The organism is Sphingobacterium multivorum (assembly GCF_900457465.1).
In the GTDB taxonomy this organism is placed as follows: Bacteria; Bacteroidota; Bacteroidia; order Sphingobacteriales; family Sphingobacteriaceae; genus Sphingobacterium; species Sphingobacterium multivorum.
This window is the reverse complement of the sequence record NZ_UAUU01000008.1, coordinates 350,593-362,743: the sequence shown is the minus strand read 5'-3', so window position 1 is coordinate 362,743 and position 12,151 is coordinate 350,593. Positions and strand designations below refer to the sequence as shown.

The following is a 12,151-nucleotide window of genomic DNA, read 5'->3' as shown; positions in this document are numbered from 1 at the left end:
GAAATGATTTAATTTTTATCACATTCATTGTCAGCGATATAATTTATAGTAAAGGATTGGCTTAAACTTCACTTACTTATGGCGGAAATGCGGTGCGCATGCCTATAAGCCCATGAAAGGAAATCTGGAGCAACTGCTCGCTCAAACCTGCACAACTCCACTTTGGGAGGACGATTTATTGTCAATAGACGATGCGCGATTATTGGTGGGTACAGAAAGCGTACAAGATGATTGGATCGTGCTGGTAAAGCAGAAAAGGGAAAAATAAAAAGCCTCCCTTGTTAATTGGTTACATGTTAACGGGCTTCGGCGGCTTTGAGCTAAAGCAAAAGACCTTACCTAATTACCTTATCATTGCTGTTATTGATTAGCCTTAGTATTGTTGCGAGCGGAAAGAACTCAAAAAAACAATAGAGCAATTCGAAGACTCTTCGACAGAGATTGATTCTAGTGAATTTAAAAATAATATCACTCCGCCATACAACCTATTCTATTTAATCTTCATCACCTTCATTTAATGAATTATTCTTTCACCGTGAACATCACCGAACACCTAATGGTTTGACACATATTGATGTTGCATATACGTTATCTTTTGAGAAAAATACCCTTCATTGAGATGTGAATAGTTGTGTGCTATTATTTTTTGAACCAAAATTGTTTTGGATGTGTTCCTTTAAAACACAGATTAATAATTGGTTAAATGTACACACATTCTAAAATATAAATTATGAAAGCAGCAGTATTCCATAAGCCCGGCGATATCAGGGTCGATAATGTACCTGACCCAGCTATACTTGACCCAAGAGACGTCATTCTAAAAGTAACCGCGACCGCAATATGTGGCTCCGATCTACATATTCTAAGCGGTGCAGTCCCGCAGAAGGAAAACCTGATCATGGGACACGAATTTATGGGCATCGTAGAGGAAGTGGGCTCAGAAATCACCAATCTAAAAAAAGGCGACCGTGTAGTAGTCCCCTTTCCGATCGCTTGCGGAAAATGTTTTTTCTGTACGCATGAAGCATCTCCTGCCTGCGAGAATTCAAACTTTAAACACTATGGTCCCAACGGGGATTTGATGGATCAAAAAGGTGGTGCACTCTTTGGCTATACTGATCTTTACGGAGGATATTCTGGCGGTCAGGCTGAATATGTACGCGTTCCTTATGCCGATATCAGTCCTCGGATTATTCCCGAACACCTGACTGATGAACAGGCTTTGTTTTTAACAGACATTTTTCCTACCGGATGGTCTGCGATTGATTGGGCAAATCTGAAAGGCGGTGAAACTGTTGCAATCTTTGGTTCGGGTCCTGTCGGCCTGATGGCTCAAAAAGCAGCATGGCTTAATGGTGCTGGTCGAGTTATCGCTATAGACCCACTGGACTATCGATTGGAGAAAGCGAAAGCAGTCAATAACGTTGAAATCCTAAACCCACATAAAGTAGATGTTATTCAGGCAATTCGTGAAATGACTGACGGAAGAGGAGCCGACGTGTGCGTAGATGCAGTAGGCTTTGAGCCCGAACGAAATTTTATGGATAAAGTAAAAGCAACGATAAATTTTGAAAAAGGGTCGATAAAAGTATTGGAAATGTGCTTTGAAGCGGTCAGACGAATGGGAACAGTATCGATCATGGGCGTATATGGTTCACCATACGATAATTTCCCACTATTCAGGATTTTTGATAAAGGTATCACCATTAAGCAGGGTCAAGCCCCTGTTCTTAACTATATTGACAAGCTTGTGAACCTCGTCAGCGAAAATAAAGTAGTTCTCGATGATATTATCACCCACACCATTCCGCTTACTGAAGCGGAGCATGGCTATAAAATCTTCAATGAGAAAGAAGACGATTGCGTTAAAGTAGTTTTGAAACCCTAAGATAAATTTGCGAGGAAAAATCACGAAAAACGAGCAGGCTTGCTGTAAACATTAAATGATTTTTCCTCGCGGTTTATCGTTCGGTTAATGCTGCTAGGCCTTTTCGCAAATCGCTAAAATAGCTTCGCAAGTATTCCTTCAAAAGTTACCAAAATATTTTATCCATATTTTTGCTGTGCTTTGGTCTACTTTCTCTTCAAGCGTGTAAGCTGTAATCCCCCCTTTAAAATTAACTGCAGCACTTTCGATCTGGGACCACCCCATCTGCAAATATTTTTTGTAAATCAATCATACGCTTTAAGACGATAGTAAATACTATATCAGATAATTAGAGTTTATTTCTATGCATTATTGAAGCTACAATAGTTCATTTATTTTTAAGTAATACCGCAAAGCTAGTTTTGGTAGACTTGTATCGATTTTCTATATTACCCCAATTTATAAACGGCTAAATCTATATTTGCTGTCGGCTTTTATAATTTATCAAAAATTTTCCCTTTAGGACAGAGTTGAATTCGTTGATACAAATAAACTGTGTATATTTAACATTTACTTATACAATCTCAAACTACCGTTAAACATAAATGCAGAAACCATGATTTTAATTGTAGATGACCAAGAAGAAAACATATTTTCATTAAAGAAGCTCTTAGAATCAAAAAATTTTTTAGTGGATACTGCCCTCTCTGGTGAGGAAGCGCTAAAAAAATCCCTGAAAACCGACTACGTACTCATTATTCTGGATGTCCAGATGCCGGATATGGATGGATTTGAAGTTGCAGCAACCCTACGTGGCCTCAATAAAACAAAAAATATCCCGATAATATTCCTATCGGCAGTCAGCAAGGACAAAAAATTCATTACGCAGGGATATGCTTCCGGTGGTCATGATTACGTCACTAAACCTGTCGATCCGGATATCCTGAATCTGAAAGTCAAAACTTTCTATGATCTCCATGAAAAGACAGTCGCTCTCAATAAAATGCAGGAACAGCTTCTATCTGAAATCGAAGAACGCAAAAAAGCCCAGCGTGCCCTTGAAAAACAGGTTGACCAGCTCCACCTGACACTCGAATCCTTACCGCAGCTGGCTTTCACTGCAAATTTTGATGGGGGCATAAAATTTGTCAATTCCCAATGGTACCGATTTGCTCGGTCCGCTGAATCTTTTCCACCCACACATCCCGATGACGAGGAGATCAAAATGCTATGGACTGACGCTGTGTCACACAGAACGGTTTATGAAAAAGAAGTCCGCATCAAAGAGCTTAGCGCAGAAAATTACAAATATTTTCTTCTTCGCATAGCACCGATACGCGAGCAGGAATCGGGCCCAATTTGGGTGGGAACCCTGACGGACATTGACCACAGAAAACAATTGGAAAAAAAGAAAGACGAATTCTTGAGCATTGCCAGCCACGAACTAAAGACACCTCTGACCAGTATTAAGGGTTATGTGCAATTTATGATGCGTCTGATCGGCTTAAACGACATTTCTTCTATCCAAAAACATCTCCTTACCCTAGATGGACATGTAGATAAATTACAGGAGCTGATAAAAGACCTGCTCGATATTTCTAAAATTGATAGCGGCCAGCTAAATTTAAGAAAAGAGGATTTTGTAATTGAAAACCTGATTGAAGAGACTATATCCTCAATGAGACAGATGAATGCCGATGTTGATTTTTATTTTCATTACGATCCCAATCTTATCAACCACATGATAAAAGCTGATAAGAGGCGTATAGAGCAAGTCTTGATCAATTTTCTCAGTAATGCGATAAAATATTCAGTCAATAGGCCCTGTATAACAGTAGACATACAATATGAATCTGACTCAGTTAGTGTATTTGTCACCGATTGCGGTATAGGTATCCCGGAAAACAGGCAAAAACACGTGTTTGATAAGTTTTACCGTGTGGAAGAATCGTCCGTAAACTTTCAGGGTCTGGGGATTGGTCTTTATATCTGCGCTGAAATAATTAAGCAGCACAATGGAACTATCGGTGTACGCAGTGCCCCCTCAGGAGGATCTACTTTTTATTTTTCTTTACCTTTAAATTGAACCAGGCAATGCCAAAACGTTTTTTAAGAGATCTGCAGATCGGCTTTGGATTTTCACTGGCCCTGTTATTGACCAGTTCGACAGCATCATATCTAAGTATCCGTAATCAGATTCATAATAGTCAAATGGTTGATCACAGTAGACGTGTCATTGCACGCTCGAACAGAATTTTGATCGACCTACAAAATGCCGAGACTGGACAGCGGGGGTTTCTGCTCACCGGAAGAGAACATTTTCTGGAACCCTATTATAGCAGTTCCCGCTCCCTCCCTCAGTCAATTGCCACCGCCCGTGACCTGGTATCGGACAATCTCCCGCAGCAAAAAATAATAGATAGCATCGGCCAGCTGGTCGAGTCCCGATTGAATAAACTGGCCGGACTGGTTAACATAAAAAAGGCCCGGGGTACGGTGACCTTAGCGGACATGGAGGAGGGCAAGAAATATATGGACAGATGCCGTGCGCTTCTCGCCAGACTTGTGGACAATGAGGAGAAATTGCTCGACAGTAGGTCCGGAAGGCTCAATACGGCATCAACATTGACTTCACTTTTTGTGATCATCGCTGCGATTTTTTCGCTGTTCATTACCATATTTTCTTATATAAGGCTTAGAAGGGACCTGGCGAAACGGGTACAGCTCGAACAAGACCTTAAGAAAAAAGATAGGGAGATCACCCAAAGACTCGTCGCAACACAACGTATTGCGGGACAGATTGCTGCCGGAAACTATTCGGTTAAAATCAATGACCAGGAGCATGATGAACTAGGAAGTTTAGCCGGTTCACTAAACAATATGGCAGATTCGTTAAAACAATCTTTCGATGAACTTAGCGACAATGAATGGCGCCAGACCGGGCTCGCCTTGCTAAACGAAGTTTTAGTCGGCAACAAAGTGAAAGAAGATCTAGTTTCCGATGCATTGCAAATCTTAGTCACTTATGGGGAATGTGCCAACGGCTCCCTTTATATCCTTGAGCATACACAGCTAGCACTGATAGGAGCCTACGGCCATGAAGATTCGATGCGGCAATTTATCGCACCCGGAGAAGGCGCTGTCGGTCAGGCGTTTGTGGACGGCAAAGTACGGATCATAGAAAATCCATATCCTTCGAAAAATGTGGTCAGTTTTACTGCAGGATATTTACCCCTGAATTCGATCTTATTACTTCCAATTTTTGATGGTCACACCTGCATTGGTGTTATTGAACTTGGTTCTTTCAGGAAATTCGAGGAACCCCAGATGCCATTTTATAGAGAAGCGGGCCGTCATATTGGTGCAGCGATTGTTGCAGCTCAGGCGCGGCTGAAAGTACAGCAGCTGCTTGAAGAAACGCAATCGCAGACAGAGGAAGTTCAGGCACAGCATGCCGAGCTGGAAAATCTCAATGCAAATCTTGAAATCCATACCCAAAAACTCCAGACGTCCGAAGAAGAACTACGCGTACAACAGGAAGAACTGCTGCAAGCCAATAAAGAACTGGAGCAACGCTCTGCAATGCTAGAAGAAAAAAATATACTGATAGCAGACCGAAATCAGGAAATTCAGAAAAAAGCGGAAGAACTGGCGCGGAGCACGAAATATAAGTCAGAATTTTTGGCAAATATGTCACATGAGCTGCGTACACCGCTCAATTCAATTTTGCTTCTATCACGCCTAATGTCGGATAATCCCGAAAAGAACCTGACAACCGAACAGATTGAATCGGCCGAGGTGATCCAATTATCGGGAAAAAACCTATTGACCCTTATCGACGAAATTCTCGATCTTTCAAAAATTGAGTCCGGTAAAATGGAACTCGATTATCAGCAGGTTGCAATTTCGGATCTGACAAAAGACCTGGACAATCTATTTTCTCCGATTATAAGGGAAAAAGCACTCTCATTTACAATAAAATTGGCAGACAACCTGCCAAAGACAATACGTACTGACCGCCAGCGACTGGACCAGATCCTACGGAATCTATTATCGAATGCCATCAAGTTTACGAAAGAGGGACAAGTCACACTTTCCGTCTTCCCAAGCGAGGCACAAGATGGACAGATTGCTTTTGCCGTAACTGACACCGGTATAGGAATTGCACCGGACAAACAGGACGTCATATTTGAAGCTTTTCAGCAGGCTGACGGATCCACACGCCGTAAATTTGGCGGGACAGGTCTTGGGCTTTCGATCAGCCGTGAACTCTCGCGTCTGTTGGGCGGAGAGATCCGTTTAAGTAGCCAGGAAAAAAAAGGAAGTACCTTTACCCTTTTAATTCCCGAAAATCTGGAAGAAAATACTGTTACGACAACGGGAGAGCTTATACAGTCCATTGCGGAAAACATCGAAAAAACACAGGACATCATAATGTCCAGTAGTCCGCATACCGTTGACATTATCCCGCCGGATGTTGATGATGACCGGAATGATATAAAAGAGGACGATAAAGTGATATTGATCGTGGAAGATGATGTTAATTTTGCTAAAGCGCTGCTTAGGTATACCCGGCAGCAAAAGTATAAAGGGGTAGTCATCGTGCGTGGAGACCAGGCAGCTGATGCAGCGATAAGGTATAAGCCTACGGCGATTTTATTGGATATTCAATTACCTGTAAAAGATGGGTGGCAGGTTATGGCAGAGATTAAAAACAATCCAATTACACGTCCGATTCCAGTCCATGTTATGTCATCTTTTGAAGTTAAACGGGAAAGTCTGCTCCAAGGGGCTATCGATTTTATGGATAAACCTATTGCGCTGGAACAAATGGCGCAGATGTTTATAAAAATTGAGGAAGCACTTGCCCGGAATCCGAAAAAGGTGCTTATTGTAGAGGAAAATTCAAAACATGCAGCAGCACTTGCTAACTTTTTGGAAAGCTATGATATCATTTCTGAAATAAAGACTACCGTTACAGAAAGTGTCGACAGTCTCTATTCTGATAAAGCAGATTGCGTTATACTGGACATGGGCGTTCCGGGCAATATGGGATATGACACATTAGACTCGATACGACAAAAACCCGGTTTAGAAAATATACCTATCATTGTATTCACAGGGAAGAATCTTTCGAAATCTGAAGAGCTAAAATTGAAGCAATATGCCGATTCGATTGTCATCAAAACGGCAAATTCCTACCAGCGAATACTGGACGAAGTTGGACTGTTTTTGCATTTAGTAGGAAACCATCCTGGTGAAGAATGGTCAAAAAAATCGTCTTTAGGAACCATCAGAGAAGTACTGCAAAATAAAAAAGTTCTTATCGTCGATGACGATATACGCACTATTTATTATCTCTCTCAAGCGCTTGAAAGGTATCAGATTAATGTTGTTTCTGCAATGGACGGAAAGGAAGGTCTAGACAAAATTGAAGAACACGATGATATTTCTGCTATTCTTATGGATATGGTGATGCCCGAAATGGATGGGTATGAAACGATTAAAATGATTCGTCAAAATCCCCATTATAGTGAAATACCGATAATTGCCATAACAGCAAAAAACATGATCGGTGACAGGGAAAGGTGTATCATAGCCGGGGCCTCTGATTATATTTCAAAGCCCGTGGACACCGATCAATTGCTTTCATTATTACGTGTATGGTTATACAACTGATTAAAATATGGACAATAAAAAATTGATTCTGATCATCGATGATGAACCTTATAATATTTTTGCCCTAAAATTTGTTCTTAAGTCAAAAGGTTATGCTGTACTAAGCAGTGCTTCCTTAGCAGAAGGGCTTGAAATACTCCATCAGCATAAAAATATCAATATCGTGCTGATGGATATGATGATGCCTGAAATAGATGGATATGAAGGCATTGCCAGGATCAAGGGATCCAGCGAAATATTTAACGATGTTACCATAATTGCGGTTACTGCTCAGGCCATGTCCGGTGACCGGGAAAAATGCCTAAGTGCTGGCGCAGATGGTTATATTTCTAAACCTATAGATATCGACGAACTTATTCCGCTGATCGAAAAATTTTAAGAATGGAAAAGAAGAAAATATTATTGTTTGACGATGACAAACAATTGCTGGGAGATGATTTCTATGATATTGGAGAGCTTCGGATATTCAGTAGCTGTGTCCTCTACCTCCCACGACGTGATAGAAAAGGTTACTGAGACAAAGCCTGACTTAATTTTAATGGATAACTGGATACCCTCCATTGGAGGAATTGAAGCGACTCAGTTACTCAAAAACCATCAGGAATTCAAGAGAATACCGGTAATTTATCTTTCCGCGAACAAAGATATAGAAAGCTTGGCTAAACTGGCAGGAGCTGATGACTACCTGGAAAAACCATTCGACATCGTCGATCTGGAGAAGGTGATCAATAAAATGCTAAATTTAAATTATTAAGATCTTTTACTCCCCAAAAATTTATCAATCTGGGGCACCAATTTTATTATTTTAGGGATTAACGACATACTTGATATTTGCACTAATGCTTTACCTGGTATAGACACTATGCTATCACAGCGATTTCAAGTATTAAACGATCTATATTGCGTAGTTTATCAGTTAACGAAACCGATCCCAAGAAGGTTCACTTTATATATAACAAAGGCTTATTACCAGAATCAGCATACATCTTAAAGATCATTGGACTGAAGCATTTGAATGCTGGTATCTGTATTGGGTACTCACGACAAATGAGCCACAAGAACTGCCAAAAAGTGACTACCAACTACAGCAATATCAACAGCATAAACAGGAGTTTAACCATGCACAGCTGAATAGTATTATTGCCTTATGGACGGAAAAACAGGCTGACGCTGTAGGACAGTTCAAAGCTAGAGGACAAAATATAAATAGCTTGTTTAACAAAAAGGGATCGAAGGGAATGCGCCGCAATTCACTCCGCACTATTGTGAACAGAGAATTTGAACTATTTACAGATTTTTTCCCGGTATTGTTGGTCAATCCATCGGTCTGCAGTTCTATCCTACCACTGGAGGAAGGAATTTTTGATGTGGTCATATTTGATGAGGCCAGCCAGTTGCGTCTCGAAGATACGTACGCGGCCCTGATCCGAGGAAAGGCTAAAATTGTTTCCGGCGATAAGCATCAGATGGCTCCCTCCTCTTACTTTGAAGGAAGTGGAGCGCTACTTGACCCGATTGATGATGAGATAGAAGATCACGAAGATGAATTTTCAGATCGGACTGCACTGCAAGCGGCTCAGCTTAATCTTGCAGATAGCGAATCTTTACTCGCTTATGCTGTAGATAAAGGCTTCGTTGAATCGTATTTAAAAGTCCATTATCGTTCGAAACATCCTTATCTTATCGACTTTTCCAATCATGCGTTTTACGGAAATAGATTGATGCCTGTTCCGGCAAAAGAACACTACACTCCTATTGAATACTTACAGATTGATGGATTGTATGAAGGACAGGTAAATAAGCAAGAGGCATTGAAAGTGGTCGAGTTGTTACAACAGATCATGAAGGATGCGAAAGATAGTATTCCAAGCGTGGGTGTTGCTACATTCAATATCTACCAACGTAACTTGATCCTGGAGGAACTGAGTGCAGTTCGCCAGAACGATACTGTATTCGATAGCTTAATGGCGCAGGCAGGAGATTCATTCTTTGTTAAAAATCTCGAAAACATTCAGGGAGACGAACGGGATATTATCATTCTGTCCACGACATTTGGACGGAAAGCTGACGGCTCGTTTAGTCAAAACTTTGGTCCGATTATACAAGGTAAAGGACATCGCATGTTGAATGTAATCATTACTCGAGCGCGGTCAAAAGTATATGTATGTACCTCTTTCCCGCAGGAGTATGTTGGTCAGTACCCAAATCTTATCCAACAGAAGGGCAATAAAGGCCGTGGAATTCTGTACGCTTACTTTACCTATGCGAAAGCGGTAAGTGAGGGGAATGACGAATTGCGAAGGGGCATTCTACAGCTGTTGAGTCAGTATTGTACAGATAAACTGTATGAACCAGCGGAATTTAGCTTAGGGTCTGAGTCTCCATTTGAAGATGAAGTATTCGAACAACTTGCACAGCATATCGGTGCAGACCGTTTAGAACAGCAGCATTCCGTAGGCGGTTTTAGGATTGATATTGTTGTAAAATCAAAAATAAGCCACAAACCACTCATCGCAATAGAGTGTGATGGCGCAAAATACCATAACAGTCCTGAAGCTTACGCATGGGACAGCTTCCGCCAGGAGCAACTTGAAAGATATGGTTTTATATTCCATAGGATATGGTCCATTAAATGGTGGGATGATGCCAATGGAGAATTGAAGCGACTACTTGATTTTATCCGTCAACAGGATGAAGAAGAAGCAAATTTGAACAACCACGTGCATGTGGCAACGAAAATCAATATAAGTGATAATTAGCGAATCGCCATTGATAGAACCGATAATTCGCAGGTAACCAGCACAAATAATGTTATCTCATTGGTTTCCGACTCCTATTAAAGGTTATCGAGGCAACAATCGTAACCACAATAACCTTTAAAAGGGAGCTATTCACACCAAATGACGAAGTCTGATCTCACGTTCAGGCTTGATAACTTAAAAGATGCATATTAATTATCACTTTTGATGGCATTACTCCTACAGCACTAAATCTAGTTTCGCCAGAAAATCAGGTAGTCAATTTGCAACTAAGAATCGCATGGTCATTTGATACGAAATTTACATATAATAGAAGTTACTCGATATCCTAAAAATACACAGGGTAAAATACCTAAAATCAGCAATACCCAAAACCATATAGGATTTTTAGTCGACAACCATAGCCAACCCAAGACCAGTATTATTAAACCACCAACTATAAGATTTTCTCTTGGCTTGCCCCCTATCCTCGTAGTAGCCATTCCACTCAACACACAACTAACCCAAACACAAAAAAGTTTGATGATAAATTGGGAAAAATTGGTGGCAGCGATTTCCTGACTGGCAAATATTTCTAAAGATGACGTGAACAGCAAGCCTTGCATTTTTGCAAAAACAGAACTCATTAATCCTATCGTTCCGAATCCAACTATGACGGAAAATATCTTTCTAAAATTCATTATCTAAAATTTAACTGGTCTTCCGTTAATACAATTGGATCAATCATTATTTTTTGCACATCAGCCTCAGAGGCGGCTCTGAATGAATGGACAAAACTGTTTAATTTTTCTTTACTATCAGGGATAAATGATGCTGAATTATTTTTTGCATTAGCCTGAAATTTCTGAATTATTGGCTGCATCATGGTATCATAATTGCAACAAGCCGTTTTTAAATCATTCGGATTTTGATGAATAAAATGAGCTAGCGCCTTTGCTCCATAAATTGATAAAGATGCTCCCATTCCCGATAGCGCAGTGGGACAATACCCCGCATCTCCCAATAAAACCACATTACGATTTACTAAAGTGGATGAATTTATCATCCCCATTTTATCAATAAACATTAGACCGTTATCCACAAAGCGACCTAACAAATGCTGTATATCTTCATTATACCCGGCAAAAGAAGTTTTGAGTATTTCATTAGCTTTATTTTGAACAGATGGTAAATCTCCTGTATCATGTAAATAGCACTGAATGGCTATTTCATCGGAAGCAATTGGATAAATAGACAGCATCTTATTCACATCAATATAGATATTGAATTTGCCAACCTCATAAGAATGATGCTCTCTCAATCGTCCACCCATATAAACAAATTTAAAATCCGCTAGCGTACTTTCCGGAAAATAATTTTGTCTTGTTGTAGAGCGTAACCCTTCTGAAACGATAAGGAGATCGGCCTCCAACACGGTTCCGTTGTTGAGTAATATTTGAACTTTGTCTTCATCATGCATTACGTTTTCAACAGAAGATGAGAAATGAATACTCACTTCATTTTTTACGTCGTTGTATAAAACGTGATGCAATCCGCCTCGCGTTATCAGTACGGAACGTTCAATATTCTCGTTCATTTTCTCATAGCTAAGACTTTGTATAATTGAATCGTCTGACTCCCTGAAATTTACAAATTCAGAGGGTGACGATGCTTGTTGTAATTGTTCTGCTAATCCTAATTCTTCAATAATACGAACGCCAAAACTCTTAAGCGAAATAAGAAATCCGGATTTACTGAATGATGCCGCTCTTTCCAAAACAGTCACCTTATGCCCTTGTTTGCTCAACAGTTTTGCAACAGTCAATCCAGCGATGCCACCTCCTGAAATAATAATATTTTTTTTCAT

At 40.3% G+C, this 12,151-nt stretch carries 11 protein-coding genes; 8 read left to right on the top strand and 3 right to left on the bottom strand.

Annotated elements, in window-relative coordinates:
* The first annotated feature begins 112 nt into the window (after nt 1-112).
* A complete protein-coding gene (locus DTA23_RS27095; RefSeq protein WP_159332907.1) occupies nt 113-268 on the top strand; it encodes a hypothetical protein in 156 nt (51 codons plus the stop codon).
* A 462-nt stretch (nt 269-730) separates the two neighbouring features.
* Nucleotides 731-1,888 (top strand): zinc-dependent alcohol dehydrogenase, encoded by a 1,158-nt coding sequence (locus tag DTA23_RS10065; RefSeq protein WP_088161295.1) that lies wholly within the window; start codon nt 731-733, stop codon nt 1,886-1,888.
* A gap of 138 nt (nt 1,889-2,026) precedes the next feature.
* Here the strand turns inward: DTA23_RS10065 and DTA23_RS28900 are convergent, their stop codons facing one another.
* A complete protein-coding gene (locus DTA23_RS28900) occupies nt 2,027-2,152 on the bottom strand; it encodes a hypothetical protein (RefSeq protein ID WP_256603312.1) in 126 nt (41 codons plus the stop codon).
* A gap of 331 nt (nt 2,153-2,483) precedes the next feature.
* Here DTA23_RS28900 and DTA23_RS10060 point away from each other — a divergent pair, with 331 nt between their 5' ends.
* From DTA23_RS10060 to DTA23_RS10040, 6 genes are all read left to right on the top strand, one after another.
* Nucleotides 2,484-3,953, top strand: a complete 1,470-nt coding sequence (locus DTA23_RS10060; protein ID WP_112374603.1) for a hybrid sensor histidine kinase/response regulator — start codon at nt 2,484-2,486, stop codon at nt 3,951-3,953.
* An 8-nt stretch (nt 3,954-3,961) separates the two neighbouring features.
* Entirely contained in the window at nt 3,962-7,546 is a 3,585-nt protein-coding gene (locus tag DTA23_RS10055) for a response regulator (protein ID WP_112374819.1), read from the top strand.
* A gap of 7 nt (nt 7,547-7,553) precedes the next feature.
* A complete protein-coding gene (locus DTA23_RS10050) occupies nt 7,554-7,925 on the top strand; it encodes a response regulator (RefSeq protein WP_112374602.1) in 372 nt (123 codons plus the stop codon).
* Between the two features lie 2 nt (nt 7,926-7,927).
* Nucleotides 7,928-8,062: a hypothetical protein gene (locus tag DTA23_RS28895; RefSeq protein WP_256603515.1), complete on the top strand. Its 135-nt coding sequence runs from the start codon at nt 7,928-7,930 to the stop codon at nt 8,060-8,062.
* Nucleotides 8,022-8,300 (top strand): response regulator, encoded by a 279-nt coding sequence (locus tag DTA23_RS10045; protein ID WP_256603501.1) that lies wholly within the window; start codon nt 8,022-8,024, stop codon nt 8,298-8,300. Before DTA23_RS28895 ends, DTA23_RS10045 begins: the two co-directional genes overlap by 41 nt.
* A 457-nt stretch (nt 8,301-8,757) precedes the next feature.
* Nucleotides 8,758-10,305, top strand: a complete 1,548-nt coding sequence (locus tag DTA23_RS10040) for a PDDEXK-like endonuclease domain-containing protein (protein ID WP_146753056.1) — start codon at nt 8,758-8,760, stop codon at nt 10,303-10,305.
* A 284-nt stretch (nt 10,306-10,589) separates the two neighbouring features.
* Here the strand turns inward: DTA23_RS10040 and DTA23_RS10035 are convergent, their stop codons facing one another.
* Together DTA23_RS10035 and DTA23_RS10030 are read right to left on the bottom strand one after the other, a co-directional pair.
* The gene (locus DTA23_RS10035) at nt 10,590-10,985 is read right to left on the bottom strand and encodes a hypothetical protein (protein ID WP_112374600.1); all 396 of its coding nucleotides are present in this window, start codon (nt 10,983-10,985) and stop codon (nt 10,590-10,592) included.
* On the bottom strand, nt 10,985-12,151 hold the full coding sequence (locus tag DTA23_RS10030) for an FAD-dependent monooxygenase (protein ID WP_172462372.1): 1,167 nt from the start codon (nt 12,149-12,151) through the stop codon (nt 10,985-10,987). The genes DTA23_RS10035 and DTA23_RS10030 overlap by 1 nt, the downstream gene beginning before the upstream one ends.

What these genes read in the sequence shown, in the direction of transcription:
- DTA23_RS27095 (WP_159332907.1), top strand. Translation starts at nt 113, where the DNA reads ATGAAAGGAAATCTGGAGCAACTGCTCGCTCAAACCTGCACAACTCCA.
- DTA23_RS10065 (WP_088161295.1), top strand. Translation starts at nt 731, where the DNA reads ATGAAAGCAGCAGTATTCCATAAGCCCGGCGATATCAGGGTCGATAAT.
- DTA23_RS28900 (WP_256603312.1), bottom strand. Translation starts at nt 2,152, where the DNA reads ATGGGGTGGTCCCAGATCGAAAGTGCTGCAGTTAATTTTAAAGGGGGG.
- DTA23_RS10060 (WP_112374603.1), top strand. Translation starts at nt 2,484, where the DNA reads ATGATTTTAATTGTAGATGACCAAGAAGAAAACATATTTTCATTAAAG.
- DTA23_RS10055 (WP_112374819.1), top strand. Translation starts at nt 3,962, where the DNA reads ATGCCAAAACGTTTTTTAAGAGATCTGCAGATCGGCTTTGGATTTTCA.
- DTA23_RS10050 (WP_112374602.1), top strand. Translation starts at nt 7,554, where the DNA reads ATGGACAATAAAAAATTGATTCTGATCATCGATGATGAACCTTATAAT.
- DTA23_RS28895 (WP_256603515.1), top strand. Translation starts at nt 7,928, where the DNA reads ATGGAAAAGAAGAAAATATTATTGTTTGACGATGACAAACAATTGCTG.
- DTA23_RS10035 (WP_112374600.1), bottom strand. Translation starts at nt 10,985, where the DNA reads ATGAATTTTAGAAAGATATTTTCCGTCATAGTTGGATTCGGAACGATA.
- DTA23_RS10030 (WP_172462372.1), bottom strand. Translation starts at nt 12,151, where the DNA reads ATGAAAAAAAATATTATTATTTCAGGAGGTGGCATCGCTGGATTGACT.